We start from the raw sequence: 26,225 nt of genomic DNA on the forward strand, positions 1-26,225 counted from the left end.
CGTCGCCCCACGTTCCAGGCGAAGGAGGATTCCATGGCCGCCCGATCCCCAGGCGTCGCCCTCGGTCTCGAGGCCCTCGAAGCCCGGCGGCTGCCCAGCTCGACCCGCCTCGTCCAGGGCCCCCGAGCGGCGGAAGTCGCTCCCGCGTCCCCGGTCGCCGCCACGACCGCCTTCGGGTCGGCGGGCACGCTGGAGGTCCTCCAGGGGTTCGTCGCGGCCTACCTCAGCTCGGCCGGCGGCCCGCGCTACGATCCCGCCTACGACCTGAACCACAACGACCAGATCGGCCAGGACGACGGCCGGATCCTGCTCCGGATCCTGCCGCCGATCAGCCCCAGGATCCCGCTGAACCTGCAGGTCAAGCTCGCCCCCGAGGACCAGGCCCGGGGCTCGCTGCCGAGCAACAGCGGCGGGACCACGCACAGTCGGACGCCGACCGTCGTCGGCCGCACGACGCCCGGGGCCCTCGTCTTCTCGGGCGTCGGCGCGACCGACCTCAAGCTCCGCGGGCCGGCCGTCGTGGCCGACGAGCACGGCTATTTCCGCTACTCCACGACCCTGACCGACGGCATCAACCAGCTCGACTTCCAGGTCGTCGACCCCTTCGGCCGCCAGGTCCTGAGAGCCTTCCCGATCTACTGGCTGGACTTCGCCCAGTACGAGGCCGCCCACCCCAGGGACCTGTAAGCCCTCCTCCCCAGGGGCGTCGCCCGCCCCATGCGCGGACGAGACCTCCGCCAGGTCGATCGGCTTCGGTTCGGCTTCCTTCGTCGTCGCGACCAACGAAGCCATCGGACGCAAGTTCAATCACATCATAAGCGTAAGATCGATTTTCAGTCCTGGATCGGCTTGCGCGCCTCTCGTGATTTTCCGCCCGTTCGAGGGTCTCCGGAACTCGTCGCCATTCGCCCGATCATCGATGACGCTCGCCCGCGCAAGCGATCCCAATATGATCATGGGCCAGGATCGCCGATCTCGAAACAGCGGCCGGGACGAATCGCGGAGATCGCTCGGCTCCTGGGACGCCTCAAGGCGTAGCTCGGATCGTCGCATGCACCTCGGCAGGCCGAATCAGCGGGCGGCTTCCCGCCTCGTCGGCATGACCTGGCGCGGGAGGGGGAGCGGCCCCGGGGCGACGAGGCCGGCGAGCGGGGGCAGCGGCGGCGAGGCGATGGGGGCGGCGGGCATGGGCGCGTCGGCCGGGCCGCTCAGCGGGGGCGGGGAGCCGAGCGCGACGAAGAGCCGAAGCTCGGCCTGGTTGTAATCGGTCACGGCGCGGATGCGCGCGATGCGGGCGTCGTTCAGCAGCTGGAGGCTGTTGACGACCTCGATGGGCCGGCCGACCGTGCTGCGGATCCGATCCAGGTCCTCCCGGAAGCCCTTCTCGGCGCTGGCGAGCTGATAGGTCGTCACGTCGACCTGGCGTCGCGACGCGGCGACCGAGGCGTAGGCGGAAGCCGCCTCGGCGCGGACGCCGGCGATCGTCCGGGCCCGCTCGCCGACGGCCTGGCCGACCTCGGCCTCGCGACGGCGCTGGAGCGAGAGGTTGCCCATCCCCAGGTTGCGGACCGTCCAGAAGAGGGAGACGTCGAAGTCGCTCCGTCCGCCGAAGTTCCCGAGCTGGGTGCCGAAGGGGCTGCCGCCGCCGCCGAACCCGCCGGCGCTGAAGCCGACCCAGAGCGTGGGGAGGAGCGGCCGGAACTGCTCCTGCTTGTGGCGATACTCCGCCGCGTCGATCGCGGCCGATCGCGCCCCGACCTCGGGCCGTCCGGCCAGCGCGGCCTCCAGCAGTTCGGGGAGCGTCCGCGCCGGATCGACGATCGTGACGACCTCGGCGGCGGGGGCGACCGGCCGGATCCGCACCGACTGGTCGAGGTGGAGGCGGTGCGCCAGCCGGGCCGCGGCGACGGCGGCCTCCTCCTCGGCCTGGCGGACCTCGACGACGATCAACGCAAGCTCGGTCGCGGCCCGCTCGGCGTCGGCGTCGCGGCCTTCCCCGGCGTCGGCGTAGGCCCGCGTCAGCCGGGCGACCTCGGTCCCCTGCTCGGCGGTCTCGCGTCGGACCCGCAGGAAGGCCTCGGTCGCCATCAGCTCGAAGTACTGCTGCGAGACCTCCAGGAGGATGCTGTTGGCGGTCGCCCTGGCGTCGAACCGGGTCCTCACGACCTGCTGCCGCGCGGCCAGCGGCTCAAAAATGGCGTCGGTCAGCGGGCTGAAGACGCTGACGGCCGGGACCTCCACGGTGCTGGCGGCGAAGACGTCCGACCCGCCGCCGAAGTAGAGCGACTGCTCCCGCAGGTCGAGGATCCGCCCCGAGGAGCGCTGGAGGTTCCCGAGGTGGTTGTGGTAGGTCGTCCCCAGGTTGAGCGACGGGAGCAGCAAGACCTGGGCGCCCTGCAAGGCGGCGGCGGCCTCGCCGATCCGCTGCCGTGCCTCGGCGATGAGCGGGTTCTCGGCCTCGGCCAGCCGCAGGGCCGCCGTCAGGTCGATCGCGAATTCGGAATCCTTGGGCGGGATCGAGGGGGCCTCGAAATCGGCCGGCGGAGGGGGCGCGGCGTTCGAGACCGGCACGACCTCGCGATCGATCGGGCCCGCGGCCGAGGCGGCCACCTGTTGAGTGCCGGCTCGGCCCCGACGGCCGGCCCCTCGCGACGCCGCCTCCCTGGCGGCGCCCGAAGTCGCGGGCGCCGATCCGCCGACCGCGGCCGGCAGCCCCGAAGCGTCCCGGCAGGTGGCGCAGCCGGGGACAAGTGCGGCCAGCAGGACCGAGGCGCAGGTCCATCGCAGGGGCGTTAGGGGCGTGATCGCCCGCTCTCGTCGACGTCCTGGTTTCGCCATCCTTCGGCCCCTCCTCCCCGGCTCCATCCTCGCCTCTCCCTCGAACCTCGCGACGGTCAGGGACCGGGGGGCGGGCCATTCGCGGGCGCGGCAGGGTTCGATGCGGGGGTGCCGGGGTTCGCCGCGGAGGCTGCGGCGGTCGGCCCCACGCCGTCGACCGGGGCCGGGTGGGCGAGCATGTCGGCGGGGGGCTGGCCCAGGGCGACGTAGAGCTCGAACTGGGCGCGGTCGTAGTCGATGATCGCGTCCAGGTACGCGTAACGGGCTCGGGCGAGCAGGCGGAGGCTGTCGACCGTCTCGATGGCCGGGGCCACCGTGTTCTCGATCCGGATCAGGTCCTCGCGGAACCCCTTCACGCCGCTCGCGACGGCCTTCTGCGACGTCCCGATCCGCGCGTAACGCGCGTGGGTCTTGGCGTAGGCCTCCGCCACCTCGGCCCGCACCCGGTCGAGGATCGCGATCTCCTGATATTTGGCCACGCCCAGCCGGGCCTTCGCGAGGTTGATCAGCGACGCGTTGCCGACGCCCAGGTTGCGCAGGGTCCAGTAGGCCACGACGTCGTAATCCGACCGGCCGCCGAACCCGCCGAAGACCGGCCGCACGAGGTTGCTGCCGCCGCCGAACCCGCCGGCGCTGTAGCCGATCAGCACGGTCGGCGAGAACGGCAGGGCGCGGGCCCCTTCGAGCATGATCAGCGACTCGCGGATGGCCGCCTGGCGGTCCTTCAGCTCGGGACGTTGGAGCAGCCCCAGCGCGATCAGCTCGGCCACCGGCGTCGGGTCGGGGACGATCGGGTGCGGGACGACGAACGCGTCGGTGGGGTGCAGCCGGATCGAGGGGTCGACGTTCAGCACGAAGCAGAGCCGCGCCGACGAGACGAGCACGGCCTCCTCGGCCGCCTGGACGTCGTACTCGCGGCTCTCCAGCTCGGTCTGCGCCCGGTGGGCGTCGGCGGCGCGGCCCTGGCCGGCGTTGGCGTACGACGCGGTCAGGTCGGCCACCCGCTTCGCCTCGTCGCGCACCTGCAGGGCGATCGCGCGGCGGCCCTCCGCCCGCAGCAGCTCCGAATAGGCGAGGGTCGTCTGCAGGAACGCCTGGTTGCGGACGGCCCAGGCGTCGAAGCCGCGCTGGGCCACGACCTGCCGCGACGCGAGGTAGCCGAACACGGCGACCGCGACGTTCCCCTCGAGGACCACGCCCGGGACGTTGACGGTGCCCGCGGCCACCGCCCCGCTGCCGGCGCCGAGGTAGAGGGCCGAGCGGTTCACGGAGAGGATGTTGCCGTTCGACTGCTGGAGGTTGCCCGTGTGCAGGTCGTAGTTCCCGCCCGCGTTGAGCGACGGCAGGAACTGCGCCGCGGCGAGCTGCTGCAGCGCCGACGCCTCGACGACCCGCTGCCGGGCGATCAAGAGCTGCGGGTTCTGGGCCCCCGCCAGCCGCAGCGCCGAGTTCAGGTCGATCGGCCGGACCTCCGGCTCCAGGAGGCTCGGCGGCGAGGGGGGCCGGACGATCTCGTCGCGCCGGCCCTTCGCCATGTCGCCCAGGGGCGCGGCCTCCGGGATCGCGACCGACTCGGCGGCCGGCCGGCGAGTCGGTGAAACGTCCTGAGAATGGGCCGCGCCGGGTCGCCCGCCGATCAGGCAAGCCGCGACAAGGCCCAGGACCATCCCGTCGTGTCGTATTCGACCCATCTCGCCTCCTCTGCCGTCGAATCCGTCCGGGGGCGGCCCAGGCGTCGCGTTCATCCTTATCGGCGCGGTCAACATTGCGGCTTTAACCCGCCCAGTCGCTCGTGGCCGACCGCATGACGCGCCGGTGCCGCCCGACGGCTTTCGAGTGGATGGACTCAATCGCGGCTCCCGCCCGATTCCGACGACACGTCCGGCGGCCGTGGGCCGGTCGGACGCGAACTTCGAGCGAACCCCCGGCCCGAGGCGGGAGCGGAGACCTTCCGCTTGACCAAACAACTGATTGGCTATATAGTTTATTTAGGAATGGGGCCTTGGCGGCCGGGTGGTCGAGTCGCGACGGCCGCGCCCGCTCGAACTGGAGGTCGAGATGGATCGACCTCGCGGGATGGCTTGGCACGAGGGAGGTGGTCCATGACCTCGGTCGCGGAGCGAGACGCCGGGACGCCCCGCCGAGGGGTTCGGCTCCTCCTCGGCTCGGCGCTCGCGGCGCTGTCCACGGTGGGGATCGTCGTCCTGATGATGGTCCTGGCCGGGGCTTTCGAGCCGAAGGTGAAGGTGGCGCGATCCGGCGGCGATGTCCGAGGGGCCGCCGCGCCGGTCGACCGGCGGTTGGGGGTCGTGAAGCGAGTTCGGCGGCCGCGGCAGGAGTCGGCGGTCGGCACGATCCGGGCCGTCTACGAGGCGGTCGTCGCCTCGAAGATCCTCGCGAGGGTGGAGCAGGTGCAGGTCAAGGCCGGGCAGGAGGTGAAGCAGGGCGACGTGCTGGTCGTCCTGGACAAGGCCGACCTGAAATCCAGGAACGAGCAGGCGACGTCGGGGGAGGCCTCGGCCAGGGCGAAGTACGACCAGGCGGAGACCGAATTCGGCCGCGCCCAGCGATTGGCGGCCCGGGCGTCGATCACGCAGAGCGAACTCGACCAGGCGAACACCGCCCTCAAGTCGGCGAAGGCCGAGTGGGATCGGGCCCGGCAGGCCGTCGAGGAGACCCGGATCGTCGAGGCGTACGCGACCGTGCGCGCCCCGATGTCGGGCCGGGTCGTCGACAAGAAGGTCAACGCCGGCGACACCGTCGTCCCGGGCCAGATGCTGCTGACCATGTACGACCCCGGCCGGATGCAGATGGTCGCCACGGTGCGCGAGTCGCTGGCCCTCCGGTTGAAGGTCGGCCAGCAAGTCCCCGCGCGGCTGGACGCGCTGGAGCACGTCTGCCAGGCCGTGGTCAGCGAAATCGTCCCCGAGGCGCAGGCCGAGAGCCGGTCGTTCCAGGTGAAGGTGACCGGGCCTTGCCCACCGAACGTCTACAGCGGCATGTTCGGCCGGATCTTCATCCCGCTCGAGGACGAGGACGTCCTGATCGTCCCCGCGGGGGCGGTGCGCCGGGTCGGGCAGCTCGACGAGCTCGACGTCGTCGAAGGTGCGGCGATCAGTCGCCGGGCGGTGCAATTGGGGCGGACGCTCGACGAGGGCCTCGAGGTCCTCTCGGGCCTCGAGGAGGGCGAGCAGGTCGTGCTCCCGAAGGATTCCCCGGGTCGATCGGCGGGAGGCCGATGATGGGCGAGCGGGATTCAGGGGCCGGCCCGAACGGCGTCGGGCCGAAGCGGCACGATTTCCTCAACGGGATCGTCCACGTCTTCCTCGACAATAATTTCTCGATCATCCTGATCGTCGTCTCCGTCCTGATCGGCCTGGCGGCCCTGCTGGTGACCGCCCGGGAGGAGGATCCGCAGATCGTCGTGCCGCTGGCCGACGTCATGGTGAGCATGCCGGGCCACTCGGCCGCCGAGGTCGAACAGCTCGCGGCGAACCCCCTGGAGAAGATCCTCTATCAGATCGACGGCGTGGAATACGTCTACAGCATGTCGCGCGAGAACCAGGCCGTCATCACGGTCCGGTTCTACGTCGGCCAGGACCGCGAGCGGAGCCTCGTCAAGCTCTTCAAGAAGATCAACGAGAACCAGGACGTCATCCCGCCCGGCGTCTCCGGCTGGGTCGTCAAGCCGGTCGAGATCGACGACGTCCCGGTCGTCTCCCTGACGCTCGCCGGCGAGGAGGGCGACGGCTACGGCCTCAGGAGGGTCGGCGAGGAGGTCGTCCAGCGCCTGTCGGCGCTGCCCGGGGTCTCGCGGGCCTACGTCGTCGGGGGCGAGCCCCGCAGGGTGCGGGTCGACCTCGACCCCGAGCGGCTCCAGGCGTACGCCCTCGGCCCCCTGGAGGTCCAGACGGCGATCCAGGGGGCGAACGTCACCCGTCCCGCCGGCGACTTCACCCGCGGCGACGCGGTCGTCCGGGTCGAGGGGGGCGTCGCGGCCGACCGCCCGGAGCGGATCCGCGACCTGGTCGTGGGGGTCTTCCAGAACCGCCCGGTCTTCCTCAAGGACGTGGCCACCGTACGCGACGGGCCCAACGAGGCGACCAGCTACCTCCGCCACGGCTGGGGCCCGGCGCGGGGGTTCGAGGCGCCCGAGGGGTTCCCGGGCGTCGAGGTCGCCGGACGCGGCGGATCCGGTGCGTCCCGACGCGCGACGGCCGGCGTCGTCGCCGCGAGGCCCGCCGTCACGGTGGCCATCGCCAAGCAGAAGGGGACCAACGCGGTGACCGTCGCGGAGTCCGTCCTCCGCGCGGCCGGGGAGCTCAGGAGCGACGTCGTCCCTTCGGGCATGGAGCTCGTCGTCACCCGCAACTCGGGGCTGACCGCCGACGAGAAGGTCGACGAGCTCGTCGAGGGCCTGTGGGTGGCGATCGTCATCGTCATCGCGCTCTTGACCCTCAGCCTCGGCTGGCGCGAGGCGATGATCGTCGCCGTCGCGGTGCCGGTGGTCTTCGGTCTGACGCTCGGGGTCAATCTGCTCTTCGGCTACACGATCAACCGGGTGACGTTGTTCGCCCTGATCCTTTCGCTCGGCCTGCTGGTCGACGACCCGATCGTGGACGTCGAGAACATCGCGCGGCATTTCGAGATGCGCGGCCGGGCGACGCGGGACATCGTGCTCGAGGCGGTCGCCGAGATCCGCCCGCCCCTGATCAGCGCGACGCTGGCGGTGATCGTGAGCTTCCTGCCGCTGTTCTTCATCACCGGCATGATGGGCCCCTACATGGCCCCGATGGCGCTGAACGTGCCGGTGGCCATGCTGATGTCGATGCTCGTGGCGTTCACCATCACGCCCTGGATGGCCTACCAGGTCCTCCACAAGAAGTTCAACTCGGGCGCCCATGCGGGCCGCCCCCACACGGACGAGGAGGACCTCGAGGCGCTCCGCCGCACGTTCCTCTACCGCCTGTTCCGACCGATGATGGCCCCCCTGATCGGTTCGCGGCGGGCGGCCTTGACGTTCCTGACGTCGATCGCCCTGCTCACGGCCGCCGCGACAGGGCTCGCGGCGCTCCGGATGGTCCCCTTGAAGATGCTGCCCTTCGACAACAAGAACGAGTTGCTGCTGGTCCTCGACTTCGACGAAGGGACCACCCTGGAGCGCGCGAACGCCGCGGTCCGGGAGGTCGAGGCCGAGGTGGCGACGGTCCCCGAGGTCACCGACTACGTCAGCTACGTCGGCCTCCCCAGCCCGATCGACTTCAACGGCCTGGTCAGGCACTACTACCTGCGGCAGACGCCCCACAACGCCGAGGTCCGCGTGAACCTGGTCGGCAAGAAGCACCGCGCGGCGCAGAGCCACGCGATCGCCCTGCGGCTCCACGACCGCCTGACCGCGCTCGCCGGCAGGCGCCACGCGCGGCTCAAGGTCGTCGAACTGCCTCCGGGGCCGCCCGTGCTCGCCTCGCTCGTGGCCGAGGTGAGCGGCCGGCCGGAGCACTCGTACGACGACCTCACGTCCGCGGCCGCGACGGTCGCCCGGCGGCTCGGGGCGGAGCCGGGGGTCGCGGAGGTGGACGACACGGTCGAGGCCCCCGCCCGGAAGCTCGTGTTCGTCGCCGACCAGGAGAAGGCCGCCCTCAACGGGGTCTCCGTCGACGAGATCGCCCGGACCCTCCGCCTCGTCCTGTCCGGCGGCGACGCCGGCACGGTGCGACTCGCGGGCGAACGGAACCCGCTCCGCGTCGAGCTCCGCCTGCCGCGCTCGCTCCGATCCAGCCGCCAGGACCTGGCGAGCGTGCGGGTCAAGGGCCGGACGGGCCAGTTCACGGCGCTGTCGGAGCTCGGCGGCTGGGAGGAGACCCGCGTCGACCAGACGATCTACCACAAGAATCTGGAGCGCGTGGTCTACGTGACCGCCGAGACGCTGGGGCGCACCCCGGCGGAGTGCGTCCTCGACGTGACCTTCGACCGGCGGCCCGACGGGACCTCGCCGACGGGCGCCTCGACGGATCAAGGTTGGGTGTCCGACGCCGAGCCGCGGAAGCTCTCCGAGCGGACGTTCCTCCGCAACGGCGGAGGCATCCCCTGGGCCGTGCCCGCCGGCGTGCGAGTCGGGTTCAGCGGCGAGGGCGAGTGGAAGATCACCCTCGACGTGTTCCGCGACCTCGGCCTCGCGTTCGCGGCGGCCATGGTGATGATCTACGTGATCCTCGTGATGCAGACGAACTCGTTCCTGATCCCGCTGGTCGTGATGCTCGCCATCCCGCTCACCGTACTCGGCGTGATGCCGGGCTTCTGGCTGCTGAACGCCATGAACGGGCAGGTCGTCGGCGGGCGCGCCGACCCCGTGCTCTTCACCGCCACGGCCATGATCGGCATGATCGCGCTCGCCGGCATCGTGACCCGCGACGCGATCATCCTGGTCGATTTCATCGGCCAGTCCGTCGAGAAGGGCCGCCCGCTCTTCGACGCCATCATGGAGAGCCGCGTCGTGCGGATGCGTCCGATCCTCCTGACGGCGGGTGCGGCGATGCTCTCGAGCATCCCCATCACGCTCGACCCGATCTTCTCGGGGCTGGCGTGGTCGCTGATCTTCGGGTTGTTCGCGTCGACGATCTTCACCCTGTTCGTGATCCCGGTGTCGTACTGGCTGCTCCACGCCGAGAAATCCGGCGTCGCGAGCCGCCCGCCGGCCGGCTCGCGCGACGTCGGTGCGGTCGTCGAGCCTTGACGTGCGAAGCCGGCGGCGCGCACGTCCGTCGTGCACCGAATCAAGGCCGACGACCTGGATCGCGAACTCGCCAACGGCGAGATCATCGCCCGCCACCGCGCGGCGGGAGCGGTCCTAGATCCGTTTCTGCCAGGTCTTGAGGAGCTTGCGGTTGCGATCGACCTCCGCCTGCGCCTCCTCGATGATGTTGCCGCAGACCAGTCGGCAGAGTTGCTCGACGAGGGGGTCGCCCACCGAGTAGAACACCTGCAGGCCTTCCTTTCGGCGGGAGACCATCCCGGCCTCCGCCAGCATCTTCAGGTGCTTCGAGACGTTCGCCTGGTTCTGCCCGGTCTCGACGACCACGGCCCCGACGTTCTTCTCGCCGGCCAGCAGGGCGCGGAGGATCGAAAGCCGCGTGCGGTCGCCCAGCATCCGGAACTTCTCGGCCACACGTTCCAGGAGTTCGTCGGGGATCGCGACAGCCATGGAGCCCGCTGAATATCCGTTTGGCAGTATAGGAAATTGGTTGTTCTACGAATAATAGCACGGCGTCCCGCGCTGTCCAGGACGGGACGAACGGGGAATCGTCCCGAAACGCGACATCGATTCGATCATGCGTGGAAGCTTGATCGATGGATCGAACCCGATTGCGACGCGGTCGCCTCGACCTGGCAAGGAAGCACCCGCACACGCCGGCCCAAGAAAATTCAGATCGATCATGTATACAAATATGAAATCCATGACTTCGTTCCGGAGTTCCGCGTCCGGTTCGCCACGAATGGAGCGGCCCCAACACCCGAAACCCCGATTGTCATCGACCGTCTGAAATTGGTCCCCCCGCACTGGCGTCGGACCGACGTCGCGTCGGGCCTCTGCCTCGCGAGATCGCCGGCGCCATGCCGTTTCGCGCCCCGACGGGCGATGAATCCTGGCGCGTCCCCCTCGGCGATCGATCTCCCACCGGGTTACTGTGCAGTCGTGGAACGAGAAGCGGGGGCGGGGCGATGTACGGCGACGAACACCGGAGTGGGCTGGCCGCGGACGACGTCCCGGTCGACCGCCTGCCGCGGTTCGTCGAGGGCGCCGGCTTCCTCGCCGAGCGGACGGGGCCGGGGCCCAGCGCGATCCCTCGACGGCCGTGTCCAAAGGAAAGAGCTGATGTCAGCCATCAGGACGACCTGGTACGCCCAGACCCTGAAGGACATGGCCCCGGAACATTGGCAGCCGTTGATGGAGCATCTGCGATGCGTGGCCGAGCTGGCCTCGGCCCACGCGTCCGCCTTCGACTCGTGCGAGTGGGGGCGGACGGCCGGTCTCTGGCACGACCTGGGCAAGTACGCGGTCGACTTCCAGGACTACCTCCTCGGCTCCGCGGCGGCCCCCGGCCGTCCTCGACGCTTCGGTCGTCGACGGCCGCCCGGGACGGGTCGACCACTCCACCGCCGGGGCCGTCCACGTTCTCGAAGGCTGCGCCGGCCGCCTCGTCCGCCAGGGCGAGCTGCCCCCGGCCGAGGCGGCGTTGGCGATGCTCGTCGCCGGCCACCACTCGGGCCTGCCGCCGAAGTTGAACTTCGAGCCCGAACGGCTGACCAGGGCCGAGAAGAAGACCCGCCTCGACGAGGCCTGTCGCGGCGGCGGGGCCGAGATCGCCGCCCTGCTCGGGCACGCCTTGCCGGGTGCTCCCGCGACGCTGCGCCCGGAGGCGCTCGCGGCATGGACCGGCCGCGAGCGCCTTCAAGAGTCCCTCCTGCGGCACGAATTCTGGACCCGCATGCTCTTTTCGGCCCTGATCGACGCCGACCGCCTCGACACCGAGCGGTTCAAGGATCGCGAGCGGGCCGAGGCGCGCCAGGCGTCGAAGGCCGGGGCGGACATCCTGAAAGAGCTTCGTGAGAAGCTCGGGCGGCGGCTGGAGGCGGTGTCCCGGGCCGCGCACGTGCGTACGGCCGCGCTGCCCGATGCGGCCCGGGCGCGGGCCGAGGCGGTCCTCAAGCTTCGGGCCGACGTGCTGGCCGCCTGCCGTCGCGCCGCCGAGCGCATTCCTGGGCGACACTCCCTGACCGTCCCCACCGGCGGGGGCAAGACGCTGTCGGCCCTCGCCTTCGCCCTCGACCACGCGATCCGCCACGACCTGCGCAGGGTGATCGTCGTCATCCCCTTCACGAGCATCATCGACCAGACGGCCGCGGTCTACCGCGAGGCGTTCGGGGATGCGGGGGAAGGGATCGCCCTCGTCGAACATCACAGCAACCTCGAGCCGTCGCGGGACACCTACGAGAACCGTCTGGCCTCGGAGAACTGGGACGCGCCCGTGATCGTGACGACGAGCGTCCAGTTCTTCGAAAGCCTCTTCTCCGCCCGCGGGACCGCCGCGAGGAAGCTGCACAACATCGCCCGGAGCGTCGTGGTCTTCGACGAGGTCCAGGCCCTGCCGCACCACCTCCGGACCCCGATCTTCGACGTCCTGAACCGGCTCGTCGACCATTACGGCGTCTCCGCCCTGTTCTGCACCGCGACCCAGCCGGCCCTCGAACTGGCGAGGAGCAACCGACGGGCGTTCCCGAACCTCCCCGGGGTGGTCGAGGTCGTCGACGACGTCCAGGCCGCCTTCGACGCCGTCAAGGAAAGGGTCGAAGTCGACTGCTCGCGAGCCCTCGATCCGACGACCTGGGAGGACCTGGCCGCAGAGCTTCGGGAGCCGGGCCGGGGACGCGTCCTCGTGATCGTCCAACGTCGCGACGACGCCCGCGCGCTCTGCGAACTCCTGGGACCCGGCGCGTTCCACCTGTCGGCCCTGATGTGCGCGGCCCATCGCCGCGAGGTCCTGGCGCGGATCGCCGGGGCCTTGCGAGGCGGGGGGGCCTGCCGGGTGGTCAGCACGACTCTCGTCGAGGCCGGCGTCGACCTGGACTTCCCCGTCGTCTACCGCGACCTCGGGGGCGTGGACGCCCTGGCCCAGGCCGCCGGCCGCTGCAACCGCGAGGGGCGGCTCGCCGACGAGCATGGCCGTCCGATCCCGGGGAGACTGATCGTCTTCCGCTCCCCCTCGGAACCGCCCCCCGGCCTGCGTCCCGGCGACGATACGACCGCGAGCCTCCTCAGGGAGCAAGAGGGCCGGCTCGACCTTTTCGATCCCTCCACCTACCGCACCTACTTCTCGCGTTACTTCGCCGACGTCACTCCCGACGCTCTCAAAGTGATGGAAGCCCGCCTCGCCCGCGACTTCCCCGAGACCGAGATACGCTTCCGCATGATCGATGACCAGGGCCGGGCGTCGATCGTCGTCCCGTACGGCGACGCCGCCGAGCGGGTCGAAGCCTACCGCTGCGCGCCCTGCCGATCGACGCTCCGCGACCTACAACCCTACATCGTGGACGTACCGCAATCGCAATTCACGACGCTCGTCCGCGGAGGCGTGATCGAGGCCATCCACGACCAGGTGAACTGGCTCGTCGCCATCGGCCCCCAGTATCACCCCACGTTCGGCCTGGAGGTGGAACGAATCATTCCGGCCGATCCCGCGAGTTTGATCACTTCGCAAGATTGAAAATCTCAGAAAACTCCGCGATGCCCTGTATATCGAACCAGAGATTGCTAGCCTGGCCGCAAGAGCGTATCCATCACCGCATGATTCGAGGCGTCAACGCCTTCCCGGGATGACGGAGCGACTAGGATTGCGGTCGAGACGATGAGAGATTGCTGCGCGATGCGGACAGGATTCTTCACCTGATATGCGTTCCAATTAGCTTGACGGCAAAGCCAGCCTCTCGGCTGTAGGTCATGGTGGGAGTTCGTCGACCCATCCCCGTCCGAGGGGACCGCCATGAAGTCATGGCTCGACCTGGATGCGTCCTGGGAACCTGGCTGGGCCCGACGGTCGATGCGGGATCTCTTTGAATGCGAGGAGTTCCGGCGGGAGTTCCCCGTCGAGTACAAACGGGGCCGCCCCAAGTCCCGCGGGGCCGACGAGGTGCAGTTATGCGCCCAGGCGATGTGCCTGGAGGAGATGCTGGGCCTGGACGTCCCCCGCGGCTCCCTCTTCTACGGCGAGACGCGCCGCCGCAAGCCGGTGGAGTTCACGCCCACGCTGCGATCGCGCGTCGAGGAGGCCGCGCGGCGATGCCGCGAGCTGTTCGACTCCCGGACCACGCCCCGGGTGGCGCGTCACAAGGGCTGCGACCGCTGCTCGCTCCTGGAGAGCTGCCTGCCCGAGGTGACGGGACGACCCACCGCCTCGCAGCCCGGCGCGACGGCCCAAACCCATTACGTTGAACTCCCGGAGGACGCCCCTTGAGCAGCTACCACAATACGCTCTACGTGACGACGCCGGGCGCCTACCTGGCCAAGGACCACGAGAACGTCGCGGTGCGGGTCGAACATCGGACCTGCCTGGAGGTCCCGATGCACCACCTCGGCGGCGTGGTCTGCTTCGGGCCGGTGTCCGCCAGCCCCGAGCTCGTGGCCGCCTGCGTCGAGCGCGGGATCGGGTTCTCCTTCCTCGACGTCAACGGCCGATTCCCGGCCCGCGTCGAGGGCGAGGAATCGGGCAACGTCCTGCTCCGCCGCCGCCAGTACCGCCTCGCCGACGACCCGAGGGCTTCGGCCGGCCTGGCCCGATCGTTCGTCTTCGGCAAGGTCGCCAATTGCCGGGCCATGCTCGTGCGTTCCGCCCGCGAGCAGGCCGAGCCCCTCGCGGCCTTGCGCGACGCAGCAGCCCGAATTCCACGCCTGGATCTTCAGCACCATGCAGTTCATCTTCGCCGGCAACGACACCTCCGGCCTCCAGCACGGCACCGTCCCGACGCCCGAGAAGTTCTTCCCGAGATGGAAGGAGGACGAGGCCGACGACGGCGGATGCAAGCTGGACAAGTACCTGCGGAAGATGTGCCGCGAGGACCGGCTCGTCGAGCTGATGCACGACTTCGTCCTGTTCGACGGCGGCGTCAAGAAGGTCCCGCGGGTGCACCAGTACTTCGGCGTCAAGGCCGCCCAGGAGCACGTCCGCCTGAGGAAGGGCGGCATCGTCTGGCACACGCAGGGCAGCGGCAAGAGCATCGTGATGGTGCTCCTGGCCAAGTGGACCCTCGAGAACGACCCCGAGGCCCGCGTGGCGGTCGTGAACGATCGCGACGAGCTGGACAAGCAGGTCGAGGGCGTCTTCGCCGCCGTGGGCGAGGAGATCTACCGCACCGGCAGCGGGCGCGACCTGATGAAGCAGCTCGGCCTGGCGAGGCCGCGGCTCCTCTGCTCGCTCGTGCACAAGTTCGGCAAGCGGGGGAAAAGCCCGACCAGGAGTTCGACCAGTGCTTGAAGGACCTCCAGGAGCAGCCGAGCCTCACGGTCGGCGAGGACTTCGTGTTCGTCGACGAGTGCCACCGCACCCAGAGCGGCCGGCTCCACAAGGTGATGAAGGCGATGACGCCCGACGCCGTATTCATCGCATCGGCTTCACCGGTACGCCGCTCTCGAAGACGGACCGGGAGACGAGCCTTGAGGTCTTCGGCGGCTACATCCACACCTACGAGTTCAGCGAGGCGGTCGAGGACGAGGTGGTGCTCGACCTCGTCTACGAGGCGCGGGACATCGATCAGAATCTGGGCTCCCAGACGAAGATCGACGCCTGGTTCGAGGCCAAGTCGAAGGGCCTGAACGACTGGCAGAAGCTCGAGCTCAGGAACAAATGGGGCACGATGCTGCAGGTGCTGAGCTCGTAGTCGCGGATGGACCGCGTGGTGGCGGACGTCGTCTTCGACTTCAAGGACCTGTTCAAGAAGGTCGAGAAGGCGATCGCCGTCTACCCCTCCGAGCTGGACCGCAGCGCCGGCGGCTCCGACCCGGAAGTGCTGCTGCAGGACCGCCTGACGAAGGGCAAGGAACGCCTCGACGGCGCCATCGAGGCCCTCGAGTTGCTCCGCGAGCCGATCGATCGACCGAAAGGCGACCTCGAGCACATCCATTGTTTCTGCGGCAACACCGAGGTGCCGACGGACCTGAAGGACCGCGAGCCCCAGCGGGCGGCCCTGTACAAGGCGACGGTCTTCCTGCTCCGCTCCTACTCCAACATCGCCGACGAGTCGTCGGGCGCCGGCTACACGGACGCGGAGATCGCCCGCATCCGGGGACGACTCGACCATTACCTGAAGGTGCGCGAGGTGGTCCGCCAGGCGAGCGGCGAGGTCCTCGACTTCAAGCCCTTCGACGCCGACATCGAGGCGTCCGAGCCGCGGAAGATCTCCCCCTTCGACGGCATCGGGCTTTTGGACCTCATCGTGAAGACCGGGATCGCCGACGCGATCGCCCAGCAGTTGTCGGGGCTCAAGGGGAACTCGACCGCGATCGCCGAGACGATCGAGAACGACGTCCGGAGCACGATCGTCAAGAAGCAGCTCACCGACCCGGCGTCCTACGCGCGGATGTCGAAGCTGCTCGACGAGATCATCTCCGCCCGCAGGGCGAGGGCCGTCGAGTACGAGGAGTACCTGAGGCGGATCGCGGAGCTTGTGAAGAAGGTGGACGCCGGGCGGTCCGAGCGATCCTCACGCAGTCGAGACGACGATCCGTTCGAGTCCGAGCCAAGCTGCAATCGCCTGCAGCTCCTGGGCGAGTTCGTCCCGAGTCTCGGGCGGCGCGTCCGGCTCGAGGTGCACGGCGTGGACGAGCAGGCTCGACGTCGCCCGATCGCCTTTCAGGTCGACGCGTCCGACGAGCCGCTCTCCCAAAAGGAACGGCAGCACGTAGTAGCCGTACCGCCGCTTCTCCGCCGGCGTGTAGATCTCGATGCGGTATCGGAAGCCGAACAACCGCTCCGTGCGCGCCCGCTCCCAGACGAGCGGGTCGAAGGGGGCCAGGAGCGCCCGGGCCTCGATCCTTCGCGGGCGTCGGGCGTCCTTGTGGAGGAAGGCGGCCGTCCAGCCCGGGATCCTGACCGGCCGAAGCGTCCCCTGCTCCACGAGCGCGGCGATCGCGCGAGCCGCGTCGGCGGGGCGGAGCCGGAAGTAGTCGCGGAGCTCGATGGACGTCGCCACTCCCAGGGCCCGGGCGGAGAGCTCGACGAGACGGCGTTGCGCCTCCGCCTCGTCCGGCGTCGGCAGCGTCGAGATCTCGGCGGGGATGACGCGCTCGGCGAGGTCGTACACCCGCTCGAAGCTGGGGCGGCGCGTGGCGGTGGTGATGCGGCCCGCCCAGAACAGCCACTCGAGCATCCGCTTGGACTCGCTCCACTCCCACCAGCCGGTGCGGCTCCGCTCGAAGTCGGACGCCGAGAGCGGCCCTTCCTCCCTGATGCGGTCGAGCACCCGCATGGCCTCGGGCCGCCTCTCGCCGGCGAACACCCGAATGCCCTGATATCCGGCCTCGCCCCGATCCGCGCGCGCCATCCGCCACCGGAGCAGGGGATGGAGCGAGAGCGGCAGGAGCGAGGCCTCGTGGGCCCAGTACTCGAACAGCCGCCGTTCTCGCGGGCGGCCCCACGCCGCGCGGTCCAGGAGCGATCGATCGTAGCCGCCCAGCCGCGAGAAGGCGGGCAGATAGTGGGCGCGGGCGAGCACGTTGACGCTGTCGATCTGGTGAAGGCCCAGCCGTCCTATGGTGCGTTGGAGGTGGCGGCCGTCGGCCCGCTCCGGCCTCGGCGCGCCGAAGCCCTGGGCCGCGAGGGCGATGCGCCTGGCTTCGGCGAGGCTCAGGTGATCATTCATCGGTCGAGATGCGCCTCGCGGTCGGGTGGGACTCGTGCACGTGAACGGGGCCGTCGTGATTTTTCGTACACGGGTGGACATCCATGTGGTAGATTCCTAAAAAGTCTAACTCATGGTCGCGACGATTCGACACCGCCGGCGCCGTTTCTCCGGCGGGCCGACCGATCCTGGTCGTCGAGTTCGAGGGGCGTGAACGTGGTCAGGGCTGAACGGCGGCGGAAGATCATCCACATCGACATGGACGCCTTCTACGCGTCCGTCGAGCAGCGCGACGATCCGGGGCTCCGCGGCAGGCCCGTCGCGGTCGGCGGCTCGCGCGAGCGCGGCGTCGTGGCGGCGGCGAGCTACGAGGCGCGCAAGTTCGGCGTCCGGTCCGCCATGCCCTCGGTCACGGCGAAACGGAAGTGCCCGGGGCTCATCTTCGTGAAGCCGCGGTTCGACGTCTATCGGGCGGTGTCGCAGCAGATCCGCGCGATCTTCGCCGAGTACACGCCCCTCGTCGAGCCCCTCTCGCTCGACGAGGCCTATCTCGACGTCACCGAGAACCTGAAAGCGATCGCTTCGGCGACCGCGATCGCCGAGGAGATCCGCGCGAGGATCCGCGCCGAGACCGGCCTGACCGCGTCGGCCGGCGTCTCGTACAACAAGTTCCTCGCGAAGATCGCGTCGGACGAACGCAAGCCCGACGGCCTGTTCGTCATCACGCCGAGGCGAGGGCCGGCGTTCGTCGAGGGCTTGCCCGTGGGGAAGTTCCACGGCATCGGCCCCGTGACGAGGGCGAAGATGGAGGCGCTCGGGATCCGGAACGGCGGCGACCTGAAGGCCCGGACCTCGTCGTTCTTGCAGGAACACTTCGGCAAGGCGGGGCCGTATTACTTCCGGCTCGCCCGGGGCGTCGACGACCGCCCCGTCTCCGCCGACCGCGTCCGCAAGTCGATCGGCGCGGAGACGACGTTCGGCGCCGACCTCTTCACGGCCGAGGAGGCGCGCGCCGCGATCGAGCCGCTCGTCGGCAAGGTCTGGTCCTACTGCGAGGCCTCGACGCTCCGGGGGCGGACGGCGACGCTCAAGGCCAAGTACGCCGACTTCCGACAGGTCACCCGCAGCCGCACGGTCGACGCCCCGGTCGCGTCGCGGGCCGTGCTCGAGGAGATCATATCCGCCCTCCTCGAGCCCCTCTTCCCCGCCGGCAAGGGGATCCGCCTGCTCGGCGTGACGTTGTCGTCACTTGAAGTCGACTCGGAGCCCCGCGACGGTCGGCAGCTCCGACTGCCGCTCTGAGCCCGGCCGGTCGGTCCGACCCCGCCGTCTCAATCGCCTCGTACGCCGCAATGCAGCAGGCGAGCGACGACCGCAGGCTCTCCGAGAGGAGGACGAAGCCCACGTCGCGACATCGGACGTCGGCTTCGACAGTCCCGTTTCCGGGGGTTACGAGGGTCGCGGGCCCGGCCGGGTCGCCGCGGGCGCCGGGACCGAATCCCCGCGGATGGGGCCCGCGACGGCGCCTGCGAAACCTGCAAGAGCCTACGCAGCGTCCATCCGAGACATCGCGCTGGTCACGGCGCCGGCCGCCCCGGACCCTAATGTTCAGCGCGGACGCCCTCGCCCGACGGCCAGGCGGCGGGCGACTCCGCCGGCCCGGGCGGCCAGCCGGGCGTGGGCCTCCACCTCGCTCGCCCGCTTCCCCTGGAGGCGGTACCATTCCAGCAGGCGCCTGACCCCGTCGATCAGCTCGGGCGATTCGTCCCCCCGATGGATATCGACCGATGGAGCAGACGGCCGTCCACTTCGGCCGCGTACCGAACGACCCGAACGCGGCGGCCGCGGGCCTTCTCGTGGACCAGCGTCCCCCGGGCGAGGCGGCCTCAGACGCCGCGATAGCCCCGGGCCTCCAGGGCCTCGGCGATCGCGGTCCCCCGGGCGATCGGGGGCCGGGGCGAAATCTCCACGTCCACGAGCGCCTCGGCCCGCTCGCCGTACGGGCCGCGGGCCAGGACGACGCCGCCCGGCCCCATCGCCAGCGAGCGGCCGATGACCTTGCGGCCGCTCCAGGGGCCGCCCGAGATCCGGCCCACGTTGCTGACGCCGACGACGGCGACGTCGTAGAGGCGGGCCAGCTCGGCGTAGGAGTCGAGCCAGAGTCCCCCGTAAGGTTCGCGATCCTCGTCGTGGTCGGCGTCCACCGCCCAGGCCGAGGGCGAGAGGATGACCTGCGCCCCCATCCGGGCGAGGACGTGGCCGATCGCCAGCGAGCGGCCGAAGTTGTCGGCGCAGATCGCCAGGCCGATCGTCCCGAGGTCCGTCTCGACGACGCCCAGCCGATCGCCGACGGCGTAGAGGCCCAGGGCGACGTCCAGCTCGTTGATCTTGCGGTGGTGCAGCAGGATCCGGCCCTCGGGCCCGATCAGCACGGCGGCGTTGTACAGGCGGTCGCCCGCGCGCTCGACGAGCCCGGCGGCGACGTGGATGCGGTGCTCACCTGCAGCCTGGGCCAATCGCTCGGCGTGGGGGCCGGGGATCGCCCGGGCCAGATCGCGCGCCGACGGGTCGGTCCAGCCCAGGTCCAGGCATTCGGGCAGGACGACCAGCCGGCATCCCCGGGAGGCGGCCTCGCCGACGGCCCGGACGGCCCGGCCCAGGTTGGCGTCGGGCCGTCCCCCCTCGACCAGGATCTGGGCCATCCCGGCGCGAAAGCCTCGCTGGGCCGTCTCCATGGTCCCCGTCGCCTCCCCATGGTTCCGATCGCACGTCGATCCGGCTTCGACCCTCACCGTAATCGGGCCGGGCGACCAGGGGAAGGCCCTATGCGATCTTCCTGCTTCCCTCCCCGTCCCGGCGGGACGACCGGCGCCCTCGCTTCGCCGCACGACGGTCCCGGATTTGCTTCAGGAAGGTTAAGCTTCTTGAAAACGATCGAGACTTCCACAAACCAGGGGATCGCGTCCCGCTCTTCAAGCAGGTGGTCACGCCATGGCCGAAGGCCCGGATGATGAGGACCCCTCGGTCGGCGAGGTCCTGGAACTCGCCCAGAGCGTCATCGCCATCGTCCGCGAGCCGCTCGTCATCCTCGACGCGGACCTGACCGTCGACCAGGCCAACGACGCCTTCTACGAGGCGTTCGGCCTGGAGCCGCGGTCCGTGGAGGGCCGGCTCATCTACGACCTCGGCGATCGGCAGTGGGACATCGAGGAGTTGAAGACCCTGCTTGAGGACGTGCTGCCGGGCGATTCCTCCGTCAAGGACTTCGCCGTCGAGCACGACTTCGGCCGCCTCGGCTTCAAGACCATGCTCCTGAACGCGCGGAAGCTCCACCGGGACGGCAGGAAGATCCTGCTGGCCATGGAGGACGTCACCGACCGCAGGCGGGCCGAGCGGGATGCCGGCCGGAGCCGGGAGCTGCTGGACGAGACGACCCGATTCTTCGCCGAGACGCTGGACGCCCTCGCCGGCCACATCGCCGTGCTCGACGAGCGGGGGGTCATCCTCTTCGTGAACGCCGCCTGGCGTCGGTTCGGCGAGCAGAACGGCCTCGTCGGCGACGGTTCCGGGGTGGGACGGAACTACCTCGACTCCTGCCTCCCGGCGCCGGGCTCGCCGGCCGAGGACGGCGGGACCGTCGCGGGCATCCTGGACGTCATCGAGGGCCGGCGCGACGACTTCGCCTGCGAATACCCGTGCCACCCGCCCGGCGGATGCCGCTGGTTCACGATGCGAGTCAGCCGATTCGTCAGGCCGGGCCCGGTGCGCGTCGTCGTGGTCCACGACGACGTCACGGAGCGGCGGCGGGCCGAGGCCGCCGTGCGCGGCGCCCGGGACGAGGCCGAGGCCGCCAACCGCATGAAGGACGACTTCCTCGCCACGCTCAGCCACGAGCTGCGCACGCCGCTGAGCGCCATCCTGGGCTGGGCGAAGATCCTGAAGTCCGGCCGCGTGGGCGAGGAGCATATCCAGGAGGGCCTGGCCGTCATCGAGCGCAACTCGGTCGCCCAGGCGCGGATCATCGAGGACATCCTCGACGTCTCGCGGATCGTCTCGGGCAACCTCCGGATCGAGGCCCAGCGGGTGCGCGTCCAGGACGTCGTCGAGGCGGCCGTCGCCGCCGCCATCCCGGCGGCGACCGCCAGGGGGGTGGACCTGCTCAGGATGATCGATCCCCTCGCGGCCCCGGCGATCGGCGACGCGTCGCGGCTGCAGCAGGTCGTCTGGAACCTGGTCTCCAACGCCGTGAAATTCACGCCCGAGGGCGGCTCGGTGCGGGTGTCGCTGGGGCGGGTCGACTCGCACCTCGAGATCAAGGTGGTCGACACCGGGATCGGCATGAGCGAGGATTTCCTGCCCCACGTCTTCGACCGCTTCCGCCAGGCCGACTCGAGCACGACGCGGCGGTACGGCGGCCTCGGCCTGGGCCTCGCGATCGCCAGGCAGCTGGTCGAGCTGCACGGAGGGTCGCTGAAGGCCGAGAGCCCGGGCGAGGGCCGGGGATCCGCCTTCACCGTCTCCCTGCCGATCGCCGCCGTGAATCCGGGGCGGCCGACTCCGCCCGAATCCGCGCCGAAGCCGCGGGGCGGGGCCGAGGGACTCTGCAAGGACCACATGCTCGACGGCGTGCGCGTCCTCGTCCTGGACGACGAGCCCGACGCCCGGCACCTGATCCATCGCGTGCTCTCGGCCTGCCGGGCCGAGGTCGCGCAGGCGGCCTCGGTCCGCGAGGCCCTCGAACTCGTCGAGTCGTTCCGCCCCGACGTCGTCGTCAGCGACGTCGGGATGCCCGACGAGGACGGATACGACTTCATCCGTCAGGTGCGCTCGAGACGCTCGCCCAAGGAGCTGCCGGCGGCCGCGCTCACGGCCTTCGCGCGGCCCGAGGACCGCAGGCGGGCCCTGTTCGCCGGGTTCCAGACCCACGTCGCCAAGCCGGTCGACCCGGAGGAGCTGCTGGCCGTCGTCGCCAGCCTCGCCGGCAGGACGCAGACCACCTGAGGCGCCGAACGATGGGAGGCCCTCGCGCCCGCATCGTCCGTCGTGGAGGTTCGGCCGCCGATCCGGGGCGGGACCGTCGCGTCGCCGGGTGCGCCGACCCCTTGCTCCGCCGGGCCGACGCCGCCCACGGCTGCGGCGGCGGGATCTCGCCGACCTCCTGCACGGCGTCGCCGCCCCTCCCGGGTCCTTCGAGCCGAAAGGGCTGATGCCCGTCGCGCCCGCCCCCGGCGACGTCGTGGGCGGCGGCCTGCTCCTGGGGGGCGACGAGGGGACGGTCGAGATCCGGGTGAGCCTCGCGACCCCTTCGAGGTTCGGGGGCGGGCCGCGCGGCTATCGGCCCGGGGCCGCGAGGAGCGTGATCAGGACGTCGTGGTCGAGCGGCTTGATGAGGTGGTGGTCGAACCCGGCCTCCTTCGACCGGCGGCGGTCCTCGTCCCGGCCGTATCCCGAGATGGCGATGATGACGGCGTCCTTGCAGCTCGGCTCCCGCCGCAGCCGGGAGGCGACCTCGTAGCCGTCCATGCCGGGCAGGCCGATGTCGAGGAGCACGAACTCGGGCCGATGCTCCTTCGCCTTTTCGATGCCCTGGGGGCCGTCGTGGGCCACGGCCACGTCGTGCCCGAGGAGCTTCAGGAGCTGGGCCATCCCCCAGGCCGCGTCGACGTTGTCCTCGACGACGAGGATGCGAGAGGGAATCCTCCCGCCTTCGGCCGGGGCCGTCCCCTCCGGCGCCGCGGCGACCGGCCTCGCGGCCCTCGGGAGCCGGATCGTGAACTCGCTCCCCTTGCCGCGGCCCTCGCTGCGGGCGTCGACCGTCCCGCCGTGCATCTCGACGAGCTTCTTGACCACCGTGAGGCCGATGCCGAGGCCCCCTTCGGAGCGGGCGAGCGAGCGGTCCCCCTGGGCGAAGAGCTCGAACATCTGCGGCAGCGTCTCGGGCGGGATGCCGACGCCGCGGTCCCGCACGGAGACGACGACCTCGTCGCCTTCGTTCCGGGCCCGCAGGGCGATGAGCCCGCCGTTCTCGCTGTACTTGGCCGCGTTGCTCAGGAGGTTCACGACCACCTGCTCGATCCGGGTCGGGTCCACGTCGGCCCACAACCCCCCGTGGCTCGTCGCGACTTCGAGCGTGTGCCCCCTCTCTTCCATCGACGGCTTCGCGGTGGCGGCGGCGGCGGCGAGGATGGACGTCAGGTCGACGAGTTCCCGTCGCAGCTCGATCTTGCCCCGGTTGATGCGGGAGACGTCCAGCAGGTCGTCGATGAGCCGCGTCAGGTGCCGCATCTGCCGCGTGACGACCCCCATCGACCACCCGATGTGCTCCTGGAGCCCGCTCCGGGTCGTGAGCGTCACGGCGTTGCCGATGGCCGACAGCGGGTTCCTCAGCTCGTGGGCGAGCATGGCGAGGAATTCGTCCTTCCTGCGGTCGTTCTCCCGGAGCCGCTCGGCCTGCTCGCGGATCTCCTGCTCGGCCTGCCGCCGCTCGGTCACGTCGCGGGTGGTGCCCGCCACGGCCACCACCCGGCCGTCCTTGCCGATGACGGGGACGAAGATGTAGTCGTAGATGCGCCGGCCGTTGGTCCCGGCGAAGGGCACCTCGCCGCGGATCGGCCGCCTCGTGGCCGCCACCCGCTCGATCTCGCCGTCGTGCATCTCGGCGTGCCACGGCTCGTACCCCAGCTCCAGGCAGTTCTTGCCCAGGGCGTCCTCCCGGGTCCGGCCCCACATCTGGAGGAGGGCCTCGTTCGCGTAGAGGAACCGGTGGTCGAGCCCGAACACGTAGACGAGGTCGGGCGTGTTCGACAGGGCGGCCTCGTAGATCCGCCGCTGCCGCTCGGCCTCGGCTTCGAGGCGGTCGTTCTCCTCCTCGGCCTGCTTGCGCGCGGTCACGTCGCTCGCCACGCCGAACCACTCGACGACCTCGCCGCCCGCGTCGAGGATCGGCACGGCGCGCGAGTACGTCCAGCCGATCGAGCCGTCGGCTCGCACGACCCGGTGCTCCAGCTCGAACATCCGCCTGGCGGAGACGGCCTCCCGGATCGCCCCCCGGACGAGGGCGTGCTCCGAGGCGGGGAGGTTCCGCTGCATCCAGTCGCGGAGCGGGGCGTCGCTGCTGGCGACCAGGCCGCGGCCGTCGAGCGGCTGCATCTCCGACCAGTCCGGGCTCATGCGATACATCACGTCCGAGGAGGCCGTGACCAGGGCCCGGAACCGCTGCTCGCTCCGGCTCGTCGTCTCCTCGGCACGCCGCCCCTCGCCCGCGTCGTGGTATGTCACGACGACCCCCGCGTTCCGGCCGTCGTCGTCGACGATGGGGGCGGCGCTCGCGTCGACGTCCCGCTCGCCAGCCTCTCGCCGCAGGCGGACGACCTCCGTCACGTCCTCGAGCTGGTGGAGGATGTGGGCGACGGCGCCCTCCGCCGACAGGACCGGCGCGTTGAGCGGGCTCCAGTGACGCTCCTCGAAGCCGCCGCCGGGCCGCGGGACGTCGCGCCTCCGGACGGCCATGTGATCCGGGGCGCGCGTGGCCAGGACCCGGTCGAGCGAGGCCCGGAGGTCCCGCCCATCAGTCGCCCCGGGATGCTCGCGATCGTCGGCGAAGGCTTCGAAGAGCCCCCGACCGACGAGCGACTCCCGCGTCGCGCGCGTCGCCCGAAGATACGAAGCGTTGACGGCGACGATGGTGAACCGGTCGTCGGGGCGGACCAGGAGCGACGGGGTCGGGACGGCCTCGAAGAGGGCCTGGAAGTCGGGGGCGAGGCCCGGGTGTTCGGTCATGACGGTGAGTCTTGCACTGGTACGGGCGGATGCCCATTCGCCCCGTCGTGGACGACGGCCTCCTCCGCGAGGTCCCTCAAGCCGCTCGGAACAGTATAAAGCGCGAGCCCTCGTCGGCGACAGATTTCGGCCCGGGTCCCGTTCCGCGCTCGCGGGGCGTCACGGCGGGGACTCCTTCACGGAAGCCGCGACGGCGCGACGCGACGAGCCGGGTGACGACGAATCCCCTCGACCGCCGACTTGCTCCCGCCGACGGGCGGGCCGGGCGGGAGCGGCGGCGGAAGAACGTCGAGCCGGCCTCGGGCCTCGGGCCCGGACCCTCGGCGACTCGAGGCGTGACCGCCCGCGAGCCCGCCCCGGGCGACGTCCGTCAGTCGAGCCGCCGGATCCGGATGTCGCGAAAGGCCACCGGCCCGTGATCCCCCTGGAGCAGGATCGGCCCGGGACGGTCGGGGCCGTCCAATCCGGAGCGGGTGCAGCCCTCGCCGAAGAAGCCGACGTACTTCCCGTCCTTCCGTTCGAGCCGCACGCGAAGCTCCGGGGGCTTGCCCTCGTTCTCGTTCGTGAGTCGCTCGAAGGCGTCCTCGTCGGTCTCGCCGTAACGCACGTCCATGTCGCGATAGACGACCTTGCCGTTCCATGTGAGCGAGATCGTCTTGCCCTTCATCGTGACGTCGTAGGTCTGCCATGCGCCCGGGGCCCGGGCCAGGTTCTCCGGCGGCGAGGCCCGCTCGTAGAGCGCGCCGCAATCGTGGAACGCGGGCTTCGCCGCGCCGAAGCTGTCGAAGATCTGGATCTCGAAGAGGCCGCGATTGTAGACCCCGGAGTTGCTGCCCCTGGGGACCGTGAATTCCAGGTGCAGCTCGTAATCGCCGAAGTCCTCGACGGTCATGATGTCCGACGCGCGGCCGTCCTCGCCGCACAGCAAGACGGCGCCGGCCCCGCCGCCCTCGCCGACAGGCAGCAGCCGGCCGGGGTTCGAGGGGTCGAGCTTGACCTCGTCGCAGGCGACCCAGAGCTTCCTGGCGTCGGGGTTGCGGAACTTCCAGCCGGCGAGGTCCTTCCCGTTGAACAGCGGCGTCCAGTCGTCGGACGCCGGGCAGGACGAGGAGAGGACCACGAGAAGGAGGAAGAGGGCGGCTCGAACGGCGGTCATGGCGGGAAACCTCCGAGGGGAAGGAACGGGCCTGGCGAGAGGATAGGGCCGGCCGGCGCGACTT

General features: G+C 70.7%; 14 protein-coding genes and 2 pseudogenes. 9 read left to right on the plus strand and 7 right to left on the minus strand.

Features of this window, described 5'->3' with window-relative positions:
* The first annotated feature begins 33 nt into the window (after positions 1-33).
* Positions 34-687 (plus strand): hypothetical protein, encoded by a 654-nt coding sequence (locus tag PZE19_RS13320; protein WP_277861115.1) that lies wholly within the window; start codon positions 34-36, stop codon positions 685-687.
* A gap of 384 nt (positions 688-1,071) precedes the next feature.
* Here PZE19_RS13320 and PZE19_RS13325 read toward each other — a convergent pair whose 3' ends face one another.
* A complete protein-coding gene (locus PZE19_RS13325) occupies positions 1,072-2,838 on the minus strand; it encodes a TolC family protein (protein ID WP_277861116.1) in 1,767 nt (588 codons plus the stop codon).
* Between the two features lie 56 nt (positions 2,839-2,894).
* The gene (locus PZE19_RS13330) at positions 2,895-4,529 is read right to left on the minus strand and encodes a TolC family protein (protein WP_277861117.1); all 1,635 of its coding nucleotides are present in this window, start codon (positions 4,527-4,529) and stop codon (positions 2,895-2,897) included.
* A gap of 411 nt (positions 4,530-4,940) precedes the next feature.
* On the opposite strand from PZE19_RS13330, the gene PZE19_RS13335 reads away from it, so the two are divergent.
* On the plus strand, positions 4,941-6,080 hold the full coding sequence (locus tag PZE19_RS13335) for an efflux RND transporter periplasmic adaptor subunit (RefSeq protein ID WP_277861118.1): 1,140 nt from the start codon (positions 4,941-4,943) through the stop codon (positions 6,078-6,080).
* Complete coding sequence (locus PZE19_RS13340; RefSeq protein ID WP_277861119.1) at positions 6,080-9,571, plus strand: efflux RND transporter permease subunit; 3,492 nt, start codon at positions 6,080-6,082, stop codon at positions 9,569-9,571. The genes PZE19_RS13335 and PZE19_RS13340 overlap by 1 nt, the downstream gene beginning before the upstream one ends.
* Before the next feature lie 114 nt (positions 9,572-9,685).
* Here the strand turns inward: PZE19_RS13340 and PZE19_RS13345 are convergent, their stop codons facing one another.
* Entirely contained in the window at positions 9,686-10,039 is a 354-nt protein-coding gene (locus PZE19_RS13345) for an ArsR/SmtB family transcription factor (protein ID WP_277861120.1), read from the minus strand.
* 1,039 nt (positions 10,040-11,078) lie between these two features.
* On the opposite strand from PZE19_RS13345, the gene PZE19_RS13350 reads away from it, so the two are divergent.
* The 4 genes and pseudogenes from PZE19_RS13350 to PZE19_RS32965 form a co-directional block, all read left to right on the plus strand.
* The gene (locus tag PZE19_RS13350; protein ID WP_277864350.1) at positions 11,079-13,100 is read left to right on the plus strand and encodes a CRISPR-associated helicase/endonuclease Cas3; all 2,022 of its coding nucleotides are present in this window, start codon (positions 11,079-11,081) and stop codon (positions 13,098-13,100) included.
* 276 nt (positions 13,101-13,376) lie between these two features.
* Positions 13,377-13,847 carry a CRISPR-associated protein Cas4 gene (gene cas4 / locus PZE19_RS13355; RefSeq protein ID WP_277861121.1) on the plus strand — a complete coding sequence of 157 codons (471 nt, stop codon included), beginning with the start codon at positions 13,377-13,379 and terminating at the stop codon, positions 13,845-13,847.
* A gap of 71 nt (positions 13,848-13,918) precedes the next feature.
* A pseudogene (locus PZE19_RS32960) lies at positions 13,919-14,221 on the plus strand (CRISPR-associated endonuclease Cas1); the annotation flags it as partial.
* Positions 14,222-14,435: 214 nt separating this feature from the next.
* Positions 14,436-15,807: pseudogene (locus PZE19_RS32965) on the plus strand (DEAD/DEAH box helicase family protein); the annotation flags it as partial.
* 282 nt (positions 15,808-16,089) lie between these two features.
* Here the strand turns inward: PZE19_RS32965 and PZE19_RS13380 are convergent.
* The gene (locus PZE19_RS13380; RefSeq protein ID WP_277861126.1) at positions 16,090-17,247 is read right to left on the minus strand and encodes a winged helix-turn-helix domain-containing protein; all 1,158 of its coding nucleotides are present in this window, start codon (positions 17,245-17,247) and stop codon (positions 16,090-16,092) included.
* A 189-nt stretch (positions 17,248-17,436) separates the two neighbouring features.
* Between PZE19_RS13380 and dinB the strand changes: the two genes are divergently transcribed.
* A complete protein-coding gene (gene dinB, locus PZE19_RS13385) occupies positions 17,437-18,528 on the plus strand; it encodes a DNA polymerase IV (protein WP_277861127.1) in 1,092 nt (363 codons plus the stop codon).
* A 584-nt stretch (positions 18,529-19,112) separates the two neighbouring features.
* Here the strand turns inward: dinB and PZE19_RS13390 are convergent.
* On the minus strand, positions 19,113-19,961 hold the full coding sequence (locus PZE19_RS13390) for a carbon-nitrogen hydrolase family protein (protein WP_277861128.1): 849 nt from the start codon (positions 19,959-19,961) through the stop codon (positions 19,113-19,115).
* A 256-nt stretch (positions 19,962-20,217) separates the two neighbouring features.
* Here PZE19_RS13390 and PZE19_RS13395 point away from each other — a divergent pair, with 256 nt between their 5' ends.
* Positions 20,218-22,227, plus strand: a complete 2,010-nt coding sequence (locus tag PZE19_RS13395; protein WP_277861129.1) for a hybrid sensor histidine kinase/response regulator — start codon at positions 20,218-20,220, stop codon at positions 22,225-22,227.
* Between the two features lie 330 nt (positions 22,228-22,557).
* On the opposite strand, the gene PZE19_RS13400 is transcribed toward PZE19_RS13395, so the two are convergent.
* Positions 22,558-25,005 (minus strand): hybrid sensor histidine kinase/response regulator, encoded by a 2,448-nt coding sequence (locus PZE19_RS13400; RefSeq protein WP_277861130.1) that lies wholly within the window; start codon positions 25,003-25,005, stop codon positions 22,558-22,560.
* A gap of 370 nt (positions 25,006-25,375) precedes the next feature.
* Entirely contained in the window at positions 25,376-26,161 is a 786-nt protein-coding gene (locus PZE19_RS13405) for a 3-keto-disaccharide hydrolase (protein ID WP_277861131.1), read from the minus strand.
* Positions 26,162-26,225: the final 64 nt, after the last annotated feature.

Origin of the sequence: Paludisphaera mucosa (assembly GCF_029589435.1) — a bacterium.
In the GTDB taxonomy this organism is placed as follows: domain Bacteria; phylum Planctomycetota; class Planctomycetia; order Isosphaerales; family Isosphaeraceae; genus Paludisphaera; species Paludisphaera mucosa.

Excerpts from the sequence above, each read along its gene's own strand:
- PZE19_RS13320 (WP_277861115.1), top strand. The coding sequence starts at position 34 with ATGGCCGCCCGATCCCCAGGCGTCGCCCTCGGTCTCGAGGCCCTCGAA.
- PZE19_RS13325 (WP_277861116.1), bottom strand. The coding sequence starts at position 2,838 with ATGGCGAAACCAGGACGTCGACGAGAGCGGGCGATCACGCCCCTAACG.
- PZE19_RS13330 (WP_277861117.1), bottom strand. The coding sequence starts at position 4,529 with ATGGGTCGAATACGACACGACGGGATGGTCCTGGGCCTTGTCGCGGCT.
- PZE19_RS13335 (WP_277861118.1), top strand. The coding sequence starts at position 4,941 with ATGACCTCGGTCGCGGAGCGAGACGCCGGGACGCCCCGCCGAGGGGTT.
- PZE19_RS13340 (WP_277861119.1), top strand. The coding sequence starts at position 6,080 with ATGGGCGAGCGGGATTCAGGGGCCGGCCCGAACGGCGTCGGGCCGAAG.
- PZE19_RS13345 (WP_277861120.1), bottom strand. The coding sequence starts at position 10,039 with ATGGCTGTCGCGATCCCCGACGAACTCCTGGAACGTGTGGCCGAGAAG.
- PZE19_RS13350 (WP_277864350.1), top strand. The coding sequence starts at position 11,079 with ATGCTCGTCGCCGGCCACCACTCGGGCCTGCCGCCGAAGTTGAACTTC.
- cas4 (WP_277861121.1), top strand. The coding sequence starts at position 13,377 with ATGAAGTCATGGCTCGACCTGGATGCGTCCTGGGAACCTGGCTGGGCC.
- PZE19_RS13380 (WP_277861126.1), bottom strand. The coding sequence starts at position 17,247 with ATGAATGATCACCTGAGCCTCGCCGAAGCCAGGCGCATCGCCCTCGCG.
- PZE19_RS13390 (WP_277861128.1), bottom strand. The coding sequence starts at position 19,961 with ATGGAGACGGCCCAGCGAGGCTTTCGCGCCGGGATGGCCCAGATCCTG.
- PZE19_RS13395 (WP_277861129.1), top strand. The coding sequence starts at position 20,218 with ATGGCCGAAGGCCCGGATGATGAGGACCCCTCGGTCGGCGAGGTCCTG.
- PZE19_RS13400 (WP_277861130.1), bottom strand. The coding sequence starts at position 25,005 with ATGACCGAACACCCGGGCCTCGCCCCCGACTTCCAGGCCCTCTTCGAG.
- PZE19_RS13405 (WP_277861131.1), bottom strand. The coding sequence starts at position 26,161 with ATGACCGCCGTTCGAGCCGCCCTCTTCCTCCTTCTCGTGGTCCTCTCC.